This window comes from Sulfuritalea sp. (genome assembly GCF_017302275.1).
Taxonomy (GTDB): Bacteria; Pseudomonadota; Gammaproteobacteria; order Burkholderiales; family Rhodocyclaceae; genus Sulfuritalea.
Genome location: NZ_JAFLDR010000006.1, coordinates 13,239 through 32,723 on the forward strand (window position 1 = coordinate 13,239; position 19,485 = coordinate 32,723).

Consider the following 19,485-nt stretch of genomic DNA (forward strand, 5'->3'; position numbering starts at 1 on the left):
TGCGGCCAAAAAGTCGTGCGTCAGCAGCGGGGGTTCATGGCGATGAGCCGGGCGTTTACGCCGTCCTGCCGCGGCATCGCTGCCGCGCGCTCAGTTCTGGCGGGGCGCGGCCGTGGCGCTCACGCCGGCGCGCAGGAAGTGCTCGACGAATTCGCGGTCGAAGCGATCGACGTGCTCGTTCAGCCATTGCAGGGTGAAGGCCGCCAGTTCGTCCGCGACCTCGAAGTCCTGGGCGCGTTTGCGGAATCTTTCCAGTTGCTGGGTCAGGCTCTGGTGTTCGATGACATGGGTCTCGACGTCGGGAAAGGAAAGCATGCGCATCAGGCTTTCCTCGACGGCGAAATGGATGCGCGTTTCAATCGCCAGTTCGTCGAGGATGGCGTTGGTGGCGTAGCCGTAGTGCTTGCCCACCGCCACGCGCAGCCGCTCCAGCAGCGCGTGCAGGCGCTTGTGCTGGGCATCGAGTTCGGCGATGCCGATCTCGAAGTTGGCGGGCAGGGTCTTGCCGTTAGGAGTCGTCACGTCGGTTGGAGCGGGCTGGGGAAGCGGCATCCTAACATCGTCGCGCCCGAAATATGCCAATCAGGCAGCAGCGAAGCGCCGCCGGTACTCGCGCGGGCCACTGCCGGTCCAGGCGCTGAAGGCGCGATAGAAGGCGGCGGCGTCGGCAAAGCCGAGGTCGGCGCCGATGCGGCCCAGCGGCCGCGACGTCTTGGTCAGCCATTCGATGGCCAGCTCGCGGCGCAGGCCGTCCTTGATGGCGCGGAAACTGGTGCCTTCGTCTTCCAGCCGTCGATGCAGGCTGCGCGGCGAGAGGAACAGGCGTTTGGCCAGTGCCGGCAGCGCGAGGTGCTCGGGCAGGGCGGCGCGCAGGTGTTCGCGCACGCGCAGGGCCAGCGCGCGGTCGCGGCGGTACAGGGTGGTGATGCTGGCCGGCGCGTCGGCGAGAAAGCGCGTCAGCGCCGCCTCGTCGCGGCGCACCGGCAGCGCCAGCCATTCGGCCGGAAAGCGCGCCTCCAGGCGTGGCGCATCGAAGGTATGGCGCGGCGCGAAGACCAGCTCGTAGTCGGCCACATGCAGCGGCGGCGGGTAGGGGAAGCTGACCTCGTCCAGCGGCAGCGGGTGGCCCACCAACCAGGCGGCAAGGCCGTGGATCATGCGCAGCAGCCATTCGTAGGCAAACACGCGCCCGGCGAAACCAACCGGCAGCGGCTGTTCCTCGCTGATGACGATGACGGCGGCACGGCCGCTTTTTTCGACCTCGACGGCCAGGTCATCGAGTACGACATGGAGGTAGCGCGCGATGCGTTCCAGGGCGAGCCCGAGAGTCGGCGCCGACAGCACGGCGCGACAGAGAAACTCGAAGCTGCCGCGGTGCAGGGGGCGCGAGAACAGCGCGAAGCCCTCGTCGTCAAGGCTATCGTTGATCAGGCGGTAGAGGGCGGCATAACGCGCCACGGGGATGCGGGCGGTGCGGTCATGGAGCAAGTCTTTGGCAATTCCTGCATGTTCCAGGAGTTGCGCCGGACTCAGCCCGGCGCGCGCTGTTCCCGACAGGATGCCGGTTACGAAGCCGATGGCGACCGTCGGCGAACTGCCGGCGGCGGCTTGGCGTGCTTGTCCTGTCTTGGCCATGATGGCAGATTATGCATAGTTATCGTCGTTTTGTGTCATGGCGGACCAAGGCGGCCTTGCCTATCATTCGGGTTCTGCCGCCTTTCCGAGGAGCCGTGCCATGACCGATCTCAGCATCGCCGCCAAGCTGGTGCCCTACAAGCCCAGGCACAAGGTTCGCTTCGTCACCGCCACCTCGCTGTTCGACGGCCATGACGCCTCGATCAACATCATGCGGCGCATCCTGCAGGCAACCGGCGCCGAGGTGATCCATCTCGGCCACAACCGTTCCGTGGACGAGATCGTCAACGCCGCCCTGCAGGAAGATGCGCAGGGCATCGCGGTGTCGTCCTACCAGGGCGGCCACGTCGAGTTCTTCAAGTACATGATCGACCTGCTCAGGCAGCGAGGCGGCGAGAACATCAAGGTCTTCGGCGGCGGCGGCGGCGTCATCGTGCCGGCGGAGATGAAGGAGTTGCACGATTACGGCGTTGCCCATCTGTATTCGGTCGAGGACGGCCAGAAGATGGGCCTGCAGGGCATGATCAACGACATGGTGCAGCGCTGCGACCACGATCTGAGCAAACGTGCGCCGCAGGAGCTCAAGGCGCTGGAAGTCGCCGACCGCGCCGAGCGCCTGGGGAATCTGGCGCAGATCATCACCGCGCTGGAAAACGGCGCCTGGCCGGAGAAGGCGAAGAAGGCGCTGATCGAAAAAGCCGCCGTGTCGCCAGCGCCGACTCTTGGCATCACCGGCACCGGCGGCGCCGGCAAGTCCTCGCTGACCGACGAGCTGATCCGCCGCTTCCGCCTCGACCAGGACGATGCGCAGAAGATCGCCGTGATCTCCATCGACCCCTCGCGCAAGCGCACCGGCGGCGCGCTGCTGGGCGACCGCATCCGCATGAACGCGATCCAGCATCCAAATATCTACATGCGTTCGCTGGCCACGCGCGATACAGGCTCGGAAATCTCCAAGGCCCTGCCCGACGTGATCGCCGCCTGCAAGGTGGCCGGCTTCGACCTGATCGTGGTCGAGACCTCCGGCATCGGCCAAGGCGACGCCGCGATCGTGCCGCTGGTCGACGTTTCGCTCTACGTCATGACCCCCGAGTTCGGCGCCGCCTCGCAACTGGAGAAGATCGACATGCTCGACTTCGCCGACTTCGTCGCCATCAACAAGTTCGACCGCAAGGGCGCAGAGGATGCGCTGCGCGACGTGCGCAAGCAGTACCAGCGCAACCGCGAGAAATTCGGCGAGAAGCCCGAGGCCATGCCGGTGTTCGGCACCATGGCGGCGCGTTTCAACGACGACGGCGTCACCGCGCTCTACCAGGCCTTGGTGCCGAAGCTCGCCGAGCGAGGCTTGAAGTTTGCCAAAAGCCGATTGCCGGTTGTCAGCGTCAAGGCTTCCTCGGCCGGCCGGGCCATCGTGCCGGCTGACCGTGTCAGGTATCTCGCCGAAATCGCGGACACCCTGCGCGGCTACCACAAGCACATCGTCGAGCAGGCCTTGCTGGCGCGCGAGCGGCAGTCGCTGCAGACGGCGAAGGCGATTTTCGAGGGCTGCAAGAAGAATGCGAACGATTTCGACGAATTGATCGCCTGGAAGGACGGCCAGCTCACGCCACATGCGAGGAAGCTGCTGGCGATGTGGCCGGACATGAAGAAGGCCTATGCCGGCGACGAATACGTGGTGAAAATCCGCGACAAGGAAATCCGCACCGGCCTGGTGAGCGAGACGCTGTCCGGCACCAAGATCCGCAAGGTGGTGCTGCCGCGCTTCGACGACGAGGGCGAACTGCTCAAGTTCCTGATGCGCGAGAACGTGCCCGGCTCCTTCCCCTACACCGCCGGCGTGTTCGCCTTCAAGCGCGAGAACGAAGACCCGACGCGCATGTTCGCCGGCGAGGGCGACGCCTTCCGCACCAACAAGCGCTTCCTCAAGGTTTCCGAAGGCATGCCGGCCAAGCGTTTGTCGACGGCCTTCGATTCGGTCACGCTCTACGGCTGCGACCCCGATCCGCGCCCGGACATCTACGGCAAGATCGGCAACTCCGGCGTCTCGATCGCCACGCTGGACGACCTCAAGGTGCTGTACTCGGGCTTCGACCTGTGCGATCCGGCGACCTCCGTGTCGATGACCATCAACGGCCCGGCGCCGATGATCCTGGCCATGTTCCTCAATGCGGCGATCGACCAGCAGCTCGGCAAGTTCGTCAGCGACAACGGCCGCCAGCCGACCGAGGACGAAGCCGAGAAGATCCGCGAATGGACGCTCTCATCCGTGCGCGGCACGGTACAGGCCGACATCCTCAAGGAGGACCAGGGCCAGAACACCTGCATCTTCAGCACCGAGTTCGCGCTGAAGATGATGGGCGACATCGCCGAGTTCTTCGTGCACAACCAGATCCGCAATTTCTACTCGGTGTCGATCTCCGGCTACCACATCGCCGAAGCCGGCGCCAACCCGATCAGCCAGCTCGCCTTCACGCTGGCCAACGGCTTCACCTACGTCGAGACTTACCTTGCGCGCGGCATGCACATCGACGACTTCGCGCCGAATCTCTCCTTCTTCTTCAGCAACGGCATGGACCCGGAGTATTCCGTGATCGGCCGAGTCGCGCGCCGCATCTGGGCCGTGGCGATGAAGAACAAGTACGGCGCCAACGAGCGCAGCCAGAAGCTCAAGTACCACATCCAGACCTCCGGCCGCAGCCTGCACGCGCAGGAGATGGACTTCAACGACATCCGCACCACGCTGCAGGCGCTGATCGCCATCTACGACAATTGCAACAGCCTGCACACCAACGCCTACGACGAAGCGATCACCACGCCGACCGAGGAATCGGTAAGGCGCGCGATGGCCATCCAGCTCATCATCAACCGCGAGTGGGGCGTGGCCAAGAACGAGAACCCCAACCAGGGCGCCTTCGTCATGGAAGAGCTGACCGACCTGGTCGAGGAGGCCGTGCTCAAGGAATTCGAGGCCATCGCCAGCCGCGGCGGCGTGCTCGGCGCCATGGAGACCGGCTACCAGCGCGGCAAGATCCAGGAAGAGTCGATGCACTACGAGCACAAGAAGCACGACGGCTCCTACCCCATCATCGGCGTCAATACCTTCCTCAATCCGCACGGCTCGGGCGTCGCCAGCGAGATCGAGCTGGCGCGCTCGACCGAGGACGAAAAGCAGTCGCAGTTGAAGCGGCTGGCGGATTTCCAGCAGCGCAACGCCGGCCAAGCCGACGCCTGCATTGCGAAGCTGAAGCAGGCGGTCATCGGCAACACGAACGTGTTTGCCGTGATGATGGAAGCGGTGCGGCATTGCTCGCTGGGGCAAATCAGCAATGCGCTTTACGAGGTGGGCGGGCAGTATCGGCGGTCGATGTAAAAAGGGCAATTGGGATTCTATTGGGACAATACCAAAGTGATAAGTACTTGCCGCTTCGGTCGCTAGGAGGCAGATGACTTGGTGTTCGTCATATCCTGCCAATGTCGATTGACCGGGTTAATTTCAAAGCGTCGAAACGCCCCTTGTCTCCACTCTGTCGCATTCCCATCGCCTGCGTACTTCTCAAGGGATGTGATGTCGCAGGTCAACTTGGTCTGTAGCAAATTGGATAGCTTCATAAACCTTACGCTTGGCAAAGTGCGACCACTTTCGACTTTGCTTGAGTCAAATGGAGAACCTATCACGGTAAGCCTGTTTGCGTTGTAGGCATGATCGTTGAGATGTTCATGTCCTCCCAAGACGATGAGTGGATTTCCCATTCGGCCAAGTTGCACAAGAAAATCGTTCCACCTACCTGTGTTCTGTTGATCGTCTGGGTCACGACCATGAATTAACACGAGTATGCAAACGCTAGGATCGAGGTGCGACTTGCTAATTTCTGCCAGTGCCTGGTTTGTTGTGGATTTGAAGTCTTGGTCAGAAACAAACGGTGATGGCATTGGGTCTTGATTTTTTCGGTTCAGTACGAGGTGCCCTTCGATAGGCAATTCCAAGATCGCGAACCCAATCTGTTTCCAATGTGGGCGCCAATTGAATGTCTTCCTGTCAATTGATTCACCTATCAGCTGTGAATAGAACCGTTGATATGGAGTTAGGCTAAAGCTCCACAATTCTTCGTTAACTGTCGAATCTGAAAGCTGCCACTCCCAGTTGCCTGAATTGGTATCTTGGGCTTTATTACCGCGTTTGGCAGGCTTTTCAATTCGTTGAAGCCTACTTGATAAGGCGAGTGGCCAGCAACAATCATGGTTTCCCGGAGCAATCGAGAATAGACAAGGCTTAGTTACAAAGTCAGCTTCCTGCAAGTCTCTTGCAAACTGAAAAGCAAGTTCGAATTCGTGGGGATAGCCGTTATCTGTGATATCGCCGGTCCATAGCACAACGTCAGCGTGGAGCAAGCTACCGTTATGATCATGAGCCCCATTCCCTATTGCAAAAACGTTTAAGTAGTCTGGTGCGACGTCGGGGCCGAAGTGCGTATCAGTTATATGGAGAAAGCCAACTTCACCTTCGCGTGCAGGACTCCAGTTTGTTGCATGCCCAAGCGCTTCCGCAAGCATATAGTTCCACATTCCTAATGTGTCGTCTGGAAGCCGTTCGACCTCGGTGCCCGCGACGCTTCTAACGTGACTTCTAATAGACGACGTATAAGGCAAGAATCCGAGCTTGGGAATTGACTTTAGTTCGGCCAACACCGACGTAGCCTTGTGGTCTGCTCCTTGCTCCTCAAATCTGCCACTTAGCAGAACTATCGGATATCCGAGAGCTCGAATGCGAGAATAGATCAATGACGAATTGGTAAGCCACTCGCCAGTGAGGACAACGTCAAGAATTACAAGGCAAGGAGCCCTTGAATCGAGTATCGAAAGTGCTTCACTTGGGCTTTCTGGAACTAATGGAGAAACTGAATAATATAGTTTCGAATCTGCAGAAAGCCTCGCGAAAAAATCGCGATAGATCTCTGTTCTTTCACGTTCATCATCGATGATAAGAACACTTACCCCGTGCTTTGTCATGACTTTCCTCCCAACACCCATGAGAACTGAACCTCTGTACAGAACCACTTTCGATTGTTCTGATCTGGTTTGACCCTTCGTCGAATTTGAGTCCCTAAAGTGCTATGGACTATTGCGAGGCTGTCTTGCTGACGTATAAAGGCGTCCTCATCGGAAGTTTCGCGTCCGCAGTTCCACACGCTCAATAGTATTGTTCCATTGGAACTGCCTATCAGAATAATATTTGCACGCGCCTGAATAGAAATCCCGGCCGACTGGAGCCACGGCGGAATATCAATTCGGCTAGTTGGCGCATTGCGAAGGGCGTCCTTGACTAGGCGATCAAGCAGTACGTCAAGTTCAGTACCAAACAGGAGATAACGCGCCCCCTCTGCCTGGCAGTACTTCCTGTGGCCGACGGCGATAGCAACTTCATTAACTCGTTCCGCAGCGGTCCTTAGCACAGTAGTCTTAATCCGGCTCAACATACTGCTAAAGCCATTTGCGGGAGAAGTGTTCTCAAAACGGGTCATCGAACTCTGAAATGATTCTCTGATGCGAACAACAAGATCAATAGCGTTTCTTACTTCTGTAGATGTTCGCTCACCGACATTCCGAGTACTCATTGCCCGAAGCATTTGCAAGTCCTCTGGGCTAATGGTGCAAAGCGCATTGAATAGTTCGCCCGGCACAACGTCGCTTGTTTGCACTGCGAAGCTAGACGATGCCCCACGGCAAATCATCGAAAGCGCTGTTTGCAGAGTCGTGCGACACAAAGCCCAACTAGGGATCGGTTGATCGCCGGCCCAACTTTCAGCATCCTTTAACCGATCCATGCAGTCGCCATGTGCAATGCCAGCTCCGAAAAATCGCAGGGCGTGGCGGAACTGTTCAGCCAGGGTGTGTTCGCTAAGTGTCAGTGCCCAATAATTCGAACGAACTATGTTTGCAGCATCGGAGTTCTTAATATGATCAGATTTCAATAGTTCTCGAATACGATCTTTGAACGGTGCGTTGAGATCATTGGTTTGCGAGCCTTCATCTGCTGATTCCAAAAGTACGGTCATAAGCGCGATGCGGGTTTCATCATTGATAAAACGTGTGGAAGTCACCAGGTTCAATATCTCATCCAGCAACAGTCGCTTAGTCGGACCATCGAGGTTTATCAAAGCAAGCGAAGTTAGGCCACGAAGACGAGATAGCCGATCGGCGGAAACCTCAGCAATAAAATCGGAAGTCGCCGACTCCAGCATCGCCAGATAACGGAGGAGCTGAACACCTGCAGATTCCTTTACTGCGACAGGGATTTCATGAGAGCTCAAAAGAAGATAGCTTCCCAGCACCTCTATAGCAATCGCGATGCCTGCAAACGTATCCTTTCCTGAATCCTGTTCCTCCGCGAATTCGCGAGCCAGACGCAACGGATAAGTAGGGGTACAAAGTGTCCTCGCAATCTCGATTCCATAGGCGGTTGCTTGGGCACTATCTCGGAGCCAAATATAGTTCCAATTTAGGACTTGATCCCTTTCCCACCATGTTTGGCGTGGCTCTGGATCGCTCAGCGTAGGCTTTCCGTCATCTGATATCAGCGATCGCTGGGCTACCTGTTCTCTATTGACAACAGGCTCGTTTGGACGAATCCGAAATCCAAACTTCTTCGATATTGGCTTCGGCAGCCTAAGTGGGATTAGCCCGTGTTCCTCCCATTGTTGTCCCGGATCGGCAAGCGCCCAGTCTTCGTAGATCTTTTCTACCTGTTGGCGAATCATAGGTTGAAATCTATTGGTGCGTTCCCACAGCGCATCTATTGCACGCAATCCGCTACAAATCGGACAAGAACGCTGGTCGTCCAACGATGGAACATCTAGTCGCCAATAGCACTGAATTTGATTGTCTGTTGAGGACTCAGTAAGTGCCGGAGCACTGGTACGGTTTAGTAAGCCGAACCCAACAACCTTCTCCACGCCGAGCGCAAGCAACTGTCGCTGAGTATGTCGAAAAGTACGATTGCCGACGTATCCAATATCCAAGAAGAACACTGTTCCACCGATCGCGCCTTTAGTCTCACGGATATGCTGTTCGGCGAGCTGAGTGATTTGCTTTAGTCCATCCCCAATGTCAGGGAGATAGCTAATTGGAATTGCGCGCCAACGATCATCTAGTCGCCTATTTCCATTCAGGTCCCTCATCTTGAACAGATGGCGCACCATGATTGCGTTCAATCTGCCTGGAGGATATACGAGCATTGGAAATGCAGCGCCCTTCGCCCGCTCGCTGAGTTGGTTCGCAAGCCATTCGTAGAAGCCTTTGCCTGAAACCGCTGACGTTTGAAGTGCATTCAGATGATTAATTTCGACGAGGTCGTGCCGACGTTCGATGTTCCAATGGCCAATCTTCAGCAACTGATCCCGGTGCCATTCGTGATAGGACTCTGATACTGATGGTTGCCGATGCTCATCAGCTCCTCTGTCTTCGATTACACGTGATACGGGACGAATTAGCGAAATCTTGGTTTGTTCAGATTCACAATCAGGCTTCAAGGGCCGGACAAAGGGTGTACCAGGAATGCGTTCCCAGGCGTACGGGCTGGGAGATCTTTGCGGTACTGATTTGGGAGTCCAGCGCAACGCCGAGAAATACCGAAATCGTTGCTCGTCGAGGGGCATTGACGGATTGGTTGGCGCAATGAAGCAAGCCAATACGGCGCTCGGAATACCACGATAGCGCGCCTCGCGGGTGACCGTAGAGCCTGTAACCACTGAACTAATAACGAAGCATTTCGGCGTTGCACTATCGATTGGAGACCTCTCCATCCAGCGTGACGCATCAGCCAAATCGGGCCTAATCAACTCGTCGATTGGAAGAGCTATGTGACCTGGGAAAGCGGCTAGCGCACGGCGCAATGCCCGCCTGACGATCTTTGCTAACTCTCGGTGTTGAACGGCGAGGGAATAGTCCAAGTAAATCGGAAGGACGCTAGCGTTGCCGCCGTCGAGCGCGGTACTCCAAGAGACATCCTTTAGCAGCAGAGGGACATCTAGGTTATCCGCTCTTTGCCAAAAGGCGTCGGAATCAGTTTCTCGAAGCGCACGTGCAACCTGAGCAACCATGTCGAGGTCATGTCGCCCCATGGGTTTAAAGCAAGCCCTAGAACGCTCAGACGCCCTAAGTTGTAGTGTCAGAGAAATTAGGTCTTCCGAGACAATCAGAATTCGCTTCGGATTGCGCGTACCGAAGGTATTGCCATTAGGCACAAGGGATTGGATGTGTTCGGAAAGTAAAATTGCTTGGGCGCGACTTAAATCACAAAATGCGAGGGTAGTAGCGGTCTCATTATTGGAACAAATCGAAAGCCACCTATCAACTAGCGCATCCGTCAAATTCTTCCGAAAATCACGAGACATCCTAATGACCAAAGTGCTCGTAGATGTTTGGGCTTTTTGCTCAAATGCTTGGGCGATTTGCGCCAAGGTTAGCTCTGGACTGGGATCATCTTGCGCCAAATATGCCGCGAGATCGAATACGGGTAGCGTGCCAGAAGTGGTGACCGAATCGGCGAACACTTCGCGTAATAGAGAACAAAAAGGAACATTTCCCTGGGATGATGACGGCGTCAGCCAACCTTCGAGCGAAAGTGCCGAGTGCGATACTTCTAGTGCAAAGTGAAAATATGTACCTGTGGGATGGCTTCCTTCAGGGAAAATTGGAGCGAAATGCTCTGGCGAAGTATGGTCGTAGCCGGTGGATGGTCGCGGATGGCGCCCAGAGTTCCATATAGGCGAAACAAACAATCGTGATCGGTCGCTCTGTTTAGTCAATACAGTATTGACGTGCCGAAGACCAGTTACGTTACTGCGATCGCGAGTGCCAGCGCCGAAATCTCGTTTGTGACGAGATACTGGTTCTCGGAAGACGAGCGAGACCAATCGGCCGATCTTGACCTTTCGGTTGCCGCGCTGGGCGCTTTCGATCCGTTTCCGTAAGCTCTTATCTGAGCTTGAGGCGGCCCAGTCCGCAGAGTGATGGCAAAGTCCGACTCCAACATCGCAAACAAAGAGTTCGATATATTTTCCACTGGTCACTTCGTGGATGTGGTCTACAAGCGGACAAGCGGAGGTACTTTCTTTGTCCTCATCTGCCAAGTGATCGCCGTGCTGACGAAGACGGGCATAGATGCAGATTGGACCAGGAGGCCCAACTGGATATGCATGCTCAGACGCATTTAGCAGAACCTCGGTGGCGACTTGTCGGACCCTAACAAGCGCGCTATCACGATACATAAATTCAGATTGTCGGCCACTAAACAGCTTCGTATCCATAGACCTTATCGCATCATCAACGAACGATGCGACTTCAGCGGCACTCTTTCCTGACATCAATAGCGTCGGTGGTATTCCGGGGTCGACACCGTATAGCAGGTTGCAACCTGCAGTCATGCTCACCGCCTCCTCGAGTCTTCGAATCGATGACAAACGAAACTCGCGGTCGTAGCCATCAAGGCTGCTTTGAAATTGGAACGTAGTAGATTGGCAAACGTTAGCAATACTTCTAAGAAATCCGTGGGAAGCGAGATACAACCGCGCACGGGACTTCGAAACGTCCTTTGACCGAGTAGATGCCTCTCCGAGATTCACGGAGATCTTCGGGTTGTTGTCAATATGCCGATTTGCCCATAGACATAAATTGCAGAGCATCGCCATTGCGGGAATGGGATCAATCCACTCGCATGCGGACAGATCGATCTCTATCTCGGGACCGGCCGTAGAAAGATAGTCTTGGATTTCCTTGCCGAAGTAGACAGAGAACCATCGATCTCGAAAGGAGTGCGGTAGCTTAAGAGGAGACAAAGGCGCCTCGGCAGAAAGATTGATGGGTCGGGGGATGGATACCAAAGCAACTAGCGAGAACAACGACTTACATCTCTCGGAATCTATGGCAAATGGCCAGATATTCTGTGTCAATAGAATAGCATGTCGTATTTGCTCGCGGCATGCACATCGACGACTTCGCGCCCAACCTCAGCTTCTTCTTCAGCAACGGCATGGACCCGGAATATTCGGTGATCGGCCGCGTCGCGCGCCGCATCTGGGCCGTGGCGATGAAGAACAAGTACGGCGCCAACGAGCGCAGCCAGAAGCTCAAGTACCACATCCAGACTTCCGGCCGCTCGCTCCATGCGCAGGAGATGGACTTCAACGACATCCGCACCACGCTGCAGGCCCTGATCGCCATCTACGACAACTGCAACAGCCTGCACACCAACGCCTACGACGAGGCGATCACCACGCCGACCGAGGAATCCGTGCGCCGCGCCATGGCCATCCAGCTGATCATCAACCGCGAATGGGGCGTGGCGAAGAACGAGAACCCGAACCAGGGCGCCTTCGTCATGGAAGAACTGACCGACCTCGTCGAGGAGGCCGTGCTCAAGGAATTCGAGGCCATCGCCTCAAGGGGCGGAGTGCTCGGCGCCATGGAAACAGGCTACCAGCGCGGCAAAATCCAGGAAGAGTCGATGCACTACGAGCACAAGAAGCACGACGGCTCCTATCCCATCATCGGCGTCAATACCTTCCTCAACCCGCACGGCTCCGGCGTGGCCAGCGAAATCGAGCTGGCGCGCTCGACCGAGGGCGAAAAGCAGTCGCAGTTGAAGCGCCTGGCCGATTTCCAGAAGCGCAACGCCGGCCAAGCCGAGGCCTCGCTGGCGAAACTGCGGCAGGCCGTGATCGATAACACCAACGTCTTCGCCGTGATGATGGAAGCCGTGCGCCACTGCTCGCTGGGGCAGATCAGCAATGCTCTGTATCTGGTGGGCGGGCAGTACCGGCGCAGCATGTGATCCGGGTGATCCCGCCGGACTGAGAGTCGGCGCTGGGGGCACGGCGGCCATGGCCGAGGGCGGGGCGCCGAAGCTTCGGGTAATGGATGAAATATCGGAATCAGACTCCGAATATTCATGGTAGTATCCGGCCATGGATTTCCGTTCCACGCATCTCGATCAGCTTCGTCGCCGCCTCGCCGACTTCCCCGTCATGGCCCTGCTCGGGCCGCGCCAGGTGGGCAAAACCACGCTGGCCAGGCAGCTCGCGGAACGCTGGGATGGTCCGGCCACGCTGTTCGACCTGGAGGACCCGGATCATCTGGCGCGGCTCGCCGATCCCGCATTCGTTCTGCGCCCTCTGCGCGGCCTGGTCGTGCTCGACGAGATCCAGTGGCGGCCGGATTTATTTCCGCTGCTGCGCGTGCTGGCGGACCGGCCCGACTGTCCGGCACGTTTCCTGATTCTCGGTAGCGCATCACCCGAGCTGATGCGCCAGTCCGCCGAATCGCTGGCCGGCCGGATCGGGTTTCACGATCTCGAAGGCTTTGGTCTCGACGAGATCGGCGTCGGCGGCCTGGATGCGCGCTGGCTGCGCGGTGGCTTTCCACGGGCGCTACTGGCGGCTACCGATGCGGCCAGCGCCGAATGGCGCGGCGCGCTGATCCGCACTTACCTTGAACGCGATCTGGCGCAACTCGGCTTTGCGCTGCCGGCCGCGACCATGCGGCGCTTCTGGACCATGCTTGCCCATTGCCACGGACAAACCTGGAATGGCAGCGAGCTGGCGCGCGCGATGGGCGTCACCGACAAGACCGTGACGCGCTGGCTGGATGTGCTGGAGGGCACTTTCGTGGTCCGACGCTTGCGGCCTTGGCATGCCAACGTCGGCAAGCGCGAAATCAAGGCGCCCAAGGTTTACATTGCCGATAGCGGATTGCTGCACAGCCTGCTCGGCATCGGCACGCACGAAGCCCTGCTTGCCCATCCCAAGTGCGGCGCCTCCTGGGAAGGGCTGATCGTCCTCGAACTCGCCCGTCGGTCCGGCGTCGGCCGCGACGGCGCGTGGTTCTGGGGCGTGCATACCGGCGGCGAGCTGGACCTGCTGATCCTGCGCGGGACGGATCGCATCGGCTTCGAGGTCAAGCTGACGCGCTCGCCGGCCGTCACGCCATCCATGCGTTCGGCGCGCGAGGTGCTGAAGCTCGATCACCTCTACGTCGTCTGCCACGGCAGCGAGCCGCCCTGGCCACTGGCCGAGGGAATCACGGCTTTTCCCGCGGGCAATCTGTGCCGAACGCCGAATGTTCCCTGAAGCTTTGCCCGTCTGGCCAGGCGGAAGCAGGCGCTGAACGATAGCGGCAACGTCTTCGCCGTAATGATGGAAGCCGCGCGCTGCTGCTCCCTTGGGCCGATCTCGAACGCTCTGTATCTGGGCGGGGGACAGTACAGGCGGAGTGTGTAAGCCTTTGGGTCTGGTTGCAGCGGATCCCGGCTGGATTTCTCACCGCCAGGCGTACTTCGCGAAACGCAACAGCGGTGGCCCGAGCACAGCGGATATCTTTCCCCGATGACGGGCAAAGAGGGCGTAGGCCGGGTCCAGCAGCCAGCGCAGCCACGGCCGCGACAGCAGCCAAGCCAGGGCCGGCAGGTCGGCGCGACGATAGGCTTCGGCGAATACGGGAACGCCGACGATGGTGCTTCCGTCCTCGAGCACGCCATGGATGTTGTCCATGGCCCGGGCGCAGACGATGTTGCAGGGCAGTTCGGTTCCCGGCTCGCCGAGGTCGACGAACTTCAGCAGCCGACGCCGGTTGCGTGCCGCGAGCATATGGATTTCCGCCGCGCACAGCGGACAGGCCCCGTCGAAGAAGATGGTCATCATCTGCATTGCGGCGTGTCGCTCTCAATAAGGGGATAGGCATCGGCGACAAAGGCCGGGCCCTTCATGATCATGACGATGAAGGCGGCGATCGCTGCGGTGAACAGCGCCGTCCAGTGCAGGATGATGGCGCTTGCGACATAGATATCGACCATCATCAGCGGCGGCGTGTCTGCCGGGGCGCCAGTGAGCCAACTCCAGGCGCGGATGGCAATCGAGGGCAGGCAAAGCAGCAGGGAGCCCGCCCAGAGTGCGGTGGGCAAGGCCCGCAGCACCCTGCGCTCCAGCCCTGGCGTGGCAGGGGTGAAACCGGGCAGACGGTTGAAGAGTTTCATCGGCATTTCCTCAATGACTCAGTGCCGGACTGATGATCATGCAGACACAGGCGATGCCGGTGAGCCGGCCACGCAGCGGCAGATACCAGGCGGGCAGGGCACAGTGCCGCACGAGGCGCCTGTCCTGCCAGTAATGGAGCAGGAAACCGACGACCAGCAAGATGCTGGCTGTCCAGCCCGTCAGCAGCAGCGCCGGCCACGCGATCAGCGCCGGCATCACGCTCCACAGGTAGCGAGCGTCGCGTTGCGCTTCGTCGAGGTCCCGCGCCAGCATGGCGGCTCCCCAGTGCAAGGCACCGACGTAGCTAAGGATCACGGCGCCGTAGGCGTGCTGGATATCGAGCCAGAGCGGATCATGGTGGCTACCTGCTGCGCTGCCCGCGGCTGTGGCGATGAATGGCAGCAGACCGCCGTATCCAAGCCACGCCAGGCGTCGGGGGAGGGCGGCGGCCATCATTTCACCGGGGGGCGGATGGTCGAGAAGCCGCCGTCCAGGGACCAGACCTGCCCAGTGACGCGCGTCGCGGCGGGGGAGAGCAGCCAGGCCATCAAAGCGGCGAGTTCGGCGGCGCTGCCGAGGCCGCCGCTGGCGCAGGTGATCATTATCGTGGGCATGGTCTGGCAATCAGGATGAAGTCGGGAAGACGCATTGGCATGGAATTCGGAAGAGGTTTGGAAAAGGCTTGACTTCGGATATGATAGGCCCAATCATTGTGTTTGTCCAGGACAAAAACTCTGGAAATTTCTGTTGTTGCACCACTGGAAGTCCATTACATGCTGAAACTGACCTTGAAAACCCTTCACATCAGTGGCTTGCTGGTCAGCGCCGGGGTGGCGGTGGCCGCCTTGGCTGCCGGCAAGTATCTTGCGGAGCCACCCACACCGGCCTATTGCAAGGTGGGAGGGAATTGGCTGTCGATGAGCACAATGCCGCCAACGCCTGCAGTTGTCCAGGACATTATTGCCAATGCGGTCAGGCAGGATGTGGTCCTGCTGGGCGAACAGCACGACAACGAAGATCATCATCGCTGGCAGTTGCAAATGCTCTCGGCCCTGCACGCGCAACGCCCGGACATGGTGATCGGCTTCGAGATGTTCCCGCGCCGCGTTCAGCCCGTGCTCGACCAGTGGGTAGCCGGTTCGCTGAGCGCCAAGGACTTCCTGAAGCAGACCGAGTGGGACAAGGTGTGGAATTTCCCCGCGCCGATGTACATGCCCTTGTTCGAATTTGCGCGGATCAACAAAATCCCCATGCGGGCGCTCAATGTGGAATCAACGCTGACACGCATGGTCGCCGACAAGGGTTGGGAGAACGTACCCGAAGCCGCCCGGGAAGGCGTAGGCCGGCCCGCGCCGGCGCTCCCCGCTTACCTCGACTACCTGCGCGAGGTGTATCGAATGCACGAAACCAGGTCGAACGCGCACGCCGAAAACGAAGGGAACTCCCCCGATGCCGGCCTGAAAGGCTTTGTCGACAGCCAACTGACCTGGGACCGCGCGATGGCCGAGGGCTTGAGCCAGGTGCTCAACCGGGATGGCCGAAAAAATCCGGCTTTGGTCCTCGGCATCATGGGCAGCGGGCATATTCGCCATGGCCATGGCGTGCCGCACCAGCTCGGTGATCTGGGGGTAAGCAAAGTCGCCAGCCTGTTGCCGGTGTCGCTGGACGACGATTGCCGCCGACTCGAGGCGGGCTTCGCCACGGCCGTTTTCACTTTGCCCGAGAAGCCCATGGCGCCGAGCGAACCGCCGCGCCTCGGCATTGCGCTGGAGGACACGGCGCAGGGGCTGAAGATCGGCGCCGTGACCGCCGGCAGTCTGGCTGAAAAAACCGGGCTGCGCGTCGGCGATCGGATCATTGAGATTGCCGGCCGCCCGGCCGGCGGCAGTGGCGATGCGGTGGCAACCATCCGCCGCCAGCCGCCCGGCACCTGGCTGCCGCTGCGTATTGCACGCGGTGACAGTCAGATCGAACTGGTGGTCCGCTTCCCGGCGCAGCCATGACCCTCGCCCGTTTCCGTCATGCCGCCAGGTCTCTGCTCGGCCTGTTGTTGTTTGCTGCCGGCGCCCATGCCGCGCCTGCACCCGACCTGCTGCTCGACGTTTCACTCGATCCACAAACACGGCAATTCAAGGCCGAAGCCGAATTGCTGGTCAGGTCACCCAGCTTCCGCTTTCTGCTCCATGAATCCCTGCGCGTTACCGGTGCCCGGGCCGGAGGGCAAACCGCCAGCGTCGAGCAAAGCGGCGGCCCCGCCGGCTTCCGGCAATGGCGTATTCGCCTGGCGCAGGCCGGGGAAAAACTCGCCATCCGCTTCGAAGGCCGCCTGCCGCCCCTCGAGCGCGACCGCGACCACCGCAGCGTGCTTGGCGGCATGCCGCCGATGGCCGCGCCCGAGGGCAGTTTCCTGTCGGCGGGAAGCGGCTGGTATCCGCGCCCGGCGGAGCTCTTCTCCTACCGCGTCAACCTGGCCGTGCCTGCCGGACAACGCGCCTTGGTGGCCGGCAGACGCATTGCCGAAACCGTGCCGGCAGGTGCCGGAGAAAGCTACCGGGCGAGCTTCGAATTCACCCAGCCTGCCGACGGCATCGACCTCATGGCCGGGCCCTGGGTCGTGCGCGAAAAAACCGTGGCGCGCGTCAAACAACCGCCGCTGTTCCTGCGCACCTTCTTCCCGGCCGATCTCGATGCCACGCCAGGGCTGGCGCAAGCCTATCTCGACGACACGCAGGCCTACATCGAACGCTACAGCAAGGAAATCGGCGCCTATCCCTACAGCGAATTTTCCATCGTCGCCAGCCCGCTGCCCACGGGATTCGGCATGCCGACGCTGACCTACCTCGGGGCGGATGTCTTGCGCCTGCCTTTCATCCGCAAGACCTCGCTCGGGCATGAAATCCTGCACAACTGGTGGGGCAACGGTGTTTATGTCGATTACGAGCGCGGCAACTGGTCGGAAGGCCTGACCACCTTCATGGCCGACTACGCCTACAAGGAAGACGAATCGGCCGCCGCCGCCGGCGACATGCGCCTCGCCTGGCTGCGTGATGCCGCCGTTTTCGCCGGGGAGAAATCCGGCTCGCTGCGCGAGTTCCGCTCACGCGCCAACGCCGCGGGCGCCACGGTCGGCTATGGCAAAGCGGCGATGCTGTTCGTCATGCTGCGCGATCGCCTCGGCAGCAAGGTCTTCGAGCAGGGCATTCGAAATTTCTGGGCCGCTCAGCGCTTCAAGATAGCCGGCTGGGACGACCTGCAGGCTGCTTTCGAAAGCGCCTCGGGCGAAAAGCTCGGCGCCTTTTTCGCCGCCTGGCTCGATCAGCAGGCCCTGCCCGATGTATCGATTGTCCGAGCCGAGATCAGGCCAAGCGGCACGCAGCATCAACTGGATATCCGCTTCAACAAGCGGGATGCCCGCCTGCCCTTGCGCCTGCCGCTTGAAATCATGGGTGCCGGCCAGCGCCAGACGCACTGGGTTGATCTCGACGCCGGGCGCAACACCGCCTCGATCAAGCTGGCCTTTGCGCCGCAGACAATGCGACTCGACCCCGAGATGCGCGTCTGGCGTCGCCTCGAGGCCGGTCAGTTGCCGCCGATCCTGCGGCAGTGGATCGCCGCCGGCGCGCCGCAACTGGTCAATGCCGCCCGCGCGCCCGAGGTAAACCTCGCGGTCAACCAGCTCGCCGCGCGATTTTTCGAAGTGAAACCCAAACTGCTTGCCCCCGCTCAACTCGGCACCGCCCTGAGCGGCAAGACTCCCGTCCTGCTCGCCGGCACCCATGCCGAAATCGATCAAGCCCTGGCCGGCGCCGGCCTGCCCGCCCGTCCGGCCAGCCTGGCCGGGCAAGGCAGTGCCCAGGTCTGGACCGTGGCGGGAACCCCCTTCCAGCTTGCCGTCATCTCCGCCCAGGATGCCGCGGCGCTGAATGCCCTGCAGCGCGGCCTGCCCCACTACGGCGGGCAAAGCTGGCTGATCTTCGAACAGGGCAAGGCCATCACCAAAGGCATCTGGCCGGCCAGCGTGCCTGAAATCTCCGTCAACAGCGCCGTGCGCAAGGAAAACCGATGAAACTCCAGACTAGACTCACCACCCTGCTTGTTGGCCTGCTATGGACGGGTAGCCTGATGGCGACTGAAGAACCCAAATTCGAATCGCTGCGCAAGGAAGACAACGTCGAAATCCGCCTTTACGCGCCACTCATCGTCGCTGAAACCGTGGTCGATGGCGACATGGACAGTGCCACCAGCCAAGGCTTCCGACGCATCGCCGGCTACATTTTCGGGGACAACGCGCGCATCGCCATGACGGCCCCCGTGGTTGCCGAACCGCAAGGCAAGGCCGAGAAGATCGCCATGACCGCCCCGGTCAGCATCGAGCCGCAAACTGCCGATGGCAAGCGCATGGCAGGCGCGCAAAGCTGGCGCATCCATTTCGTCATGCCCAGCCAATACACGATGGCCACCCTGCCCAAACCGCTCGATCCGCAGGTCAAGCTACGCGAGATCCCCGCCAGGACCTACGCCGCGCTGACCTACACCGGCTTCAACAGTGAAAGCGCGGTACAGGAGAAAACCGACGAGCTTCTCGACTGGCTCAAGGCGCAGGCGATCGAAACCGTCGGCAAGCCGCAACTCGCCCGCTACAATCCGCCCTGGACGCTGCCGTTCCTGCGCCGGAACGAAATCCTGCAGGAGATCAAAGGGACGCAACCTTGACGTGACCGACAACACGAATGTATTCACGGCGATGATGGAAGCCGTGCTCCACCGTCGCTGGGGCAGGGCAGTATCGCGCTCTACGAGGTCGGCGGCCTGAACCGCCGGAACA

14 protein-coding genes are annotated in these 19,485 nt (G+C 59.7%); 6 read left to right on the forward strand and 8 right to left on the reverse strand.

All coding sequences use genetic code 11. The features are described from left to right. Positions 1 to 90: 90 nt before the first annotated feature. Both J0M27_RS04590 and J0M27_RS04595 read right to left on the reverse strand, forming a co-directional pair. Positions 91 to 522, reverse strand: coding sequence for a hemerythrin domain-containing protein (locus J0M27_RS04590; RefSeq protein ID WP_294987917.1), 432 nt, complete (start codon positions 520 to 522; stop codon positions 91 to 93). Between the two features lie 60 nt (positions 523 to 582). After that, the gene (locus tag J0M27_RS04595; RefSeq protein WP_294987918.1) at positions 583 to 1,635 is read right to left on the reverse strand and encodes an AraC family transcriptional regulator; all 1,053 of its coding nucleotides are present in this window, start codon (positions 1,633 to 1,635) and stop codon (positions 583 to 585) included. Between the two features lie 100 nt (positions 1,636 to 1,735). On the opposite strand from J0M27_RS04595, the gene icmF reads away from it, so the two are divergent. Beyond that, positions 1,736 to 5,005: a fused isobutyryl-CoA mutase/GTPase IcmF gene (icmF, locus tag J0M27_RS04600; protein ID WP_294987920.1), complete on the forward strand. Its 3,270-nt coding sequence runs from the start codon at positions 1,736 to 1,738 to the stop codon at positions 5,003 to 5,005. A gap of 62 nt (positions 5,006 to 5,067) precedes the next feature. Here icmF and J0M27_RS04605 read toward each other — a convergent pair whose 3' ends face one another. Next, positions 5,068 to 6,642: a metallophosphoesterase gene (locus J0M27_RS04605; protein WP_294987922.1), complete on the reverse strand. Its 1,575-nt coding sequence runs from the start codon at positions 6,640 to 6,642 to the stop codon at positions 5,068 to 5,070. Then, entirely contained in the window at positions 6,639 to 11,531 is a 4,893-nt protein-coding gene (locus J0M27_RS04610; protein ID WP_294987924.1) for a hypothetical protein, read from the reverse strand. The genes J0M27_RS04605 and J0M27_RS04610 overlap by 4 nt, the downstream gene beginning before the upstream one ends. Before the next feature lie 80 nt (positions 11,532 to 11,611). On the opposite strand from J0M27_RS04610, the gene J0M27_RS04615 reads away from it, so the two are divergent. Beyond that, the gene (locus J0M27_RS04615; protein WP_294987926.1) at positions 11,612 to 12,463 is read left to right on the forward strand and encodes a methylmalonyl-CoA mutase family protein; all 852 of its coding nucleotides are present in this window, start codon (positions 11,612 to 11,614) and stop codon (positions 12,461 to 12,463) included. Between the two features lie 133 nt (positions 12,464 to 12,596). Further along, positions 12,597 to 13,757: an ATP-binding protein gene (locus J0M27_RS04620; protein WP_294987928.1), complete on the forward strand. Its 1,161-nt coding sequence runs from the start codon at positions 12,597 to 12,599 to the stop codon at positions 13,755 to 13,757. A 189-nt stretch (positions 13,758 to 13,946) separates the two neighbouring features. On the opposite strand, the gene J0M27_RS04625 is transcribed toward J0M27_RS04620, so the two are convergent. The 4 genes from J0M27_RS04625 to J0M27_RS04640 are packed head-to-tail and all read right to left on the reverse strand — an operon-like array spanning position 13,947 to position 15,274. Continuing rightward, the gene (locus J0M27_RS04625; RefSeq protein ID WP_294987930.1) at positions 13,947 to 14,333 is read right to left on the reverse strand and encodes a DUF393 domain-containing protein; all 387 of its coding nucleotides are present in this window, start codon (positions 14,331 to 14,333) and stop codon (positions 13,947 to 13,949) included. Continuing rightward, positions 14,324 to 14,659 carry a hypothetical protein gene (locus J0M27_RS04630; protein WP_294987932.1) on the reverse strand — a complete coding sequence of 112 codons (336 nt, stop codon included), beginning with the start codon at positions 14,657 to 14,659 and terminating at the stop codon, positions 14,324 to 14,326. The genes J0M27_RS04625 and J0M27_RS04630 overlap by 10 nt, the downstream gene beginning before the upstream one ends. 10 nt (positions 14,660 to 14,669) lie before the next feature. Beyond that, entirely contained in the window at positions 14,670 to 15,113 is a 444-nt protein-coding gene (locus J0M27_RS04635; protein WP_294987934.1) for a DUF3429 domain-containing protein, read from the reverse strand. Beyond that, positions 15,113 to 15,274, reverse strand: coding sequence for an SDR family oxidoreductase (locus J0M27_RS04640; RefSeq protein ID WP_294987936.1), 162 nt, complete (start codon positions 15,272 to 15,274; stop codon positions 15,113 to 15,115). The genes J0M27_RS04635 and J0M27_RS04640 overlap by 1 nt, the downstream gene beginning before the upstream one ends. A gap of 159 nt (positions 15,275 to 15,433) precedes the next feature. On the opposite strand from J0M27_RS04640, the gene J0M27_RS04645 reads away from it, so the two are divergent. The 3 genes from J0M27_RS04645 to J0M27_RS04655 are packed head-to-tail and all read left to right on the forward strand — an operon-like array spanning position 15,434 to position 19,373. After that, a complete protein-coding gene (locus tag J0M27_RS04645; protein WP_294987938.1) occupies positions 15,434 to 16,663 on the forward strand; it encodes a ChaN family lipoprotein in 1,230 nt (409 codons plus the stop codon). Beyond that, entirely contained in the window at positions 16,660 to 18,726 is a 2,067-nt protein-coding gene (locus tag J0M27_RS04650; protein ID WP_294987940.1) for a M1 family aminopeptidase, read from the forward strand. The genes J0M27_RS04645 and J0M27_RS04650 overlap by 4 nt, the downstream gene beginning before the upstream one ends. Continuing rightward, positions 18,723 to 19,373, forward strand: a complete 651-nt coding sequence (locus J0M27_RS04655; RefSeq protein ID WP_294987942.1) for a heme-binding protein — start codon at positions 18,723 to 18,725, stop codon at positions 19,371 to 19,373. Before J0M27_RS04650 ends, J0M27_RS04655 begins: the two co-directional genes overlap by 4 nt. The last annotated feature ends 112 nt before the right edge of the window (positions 19,374 to 19,485 follow it).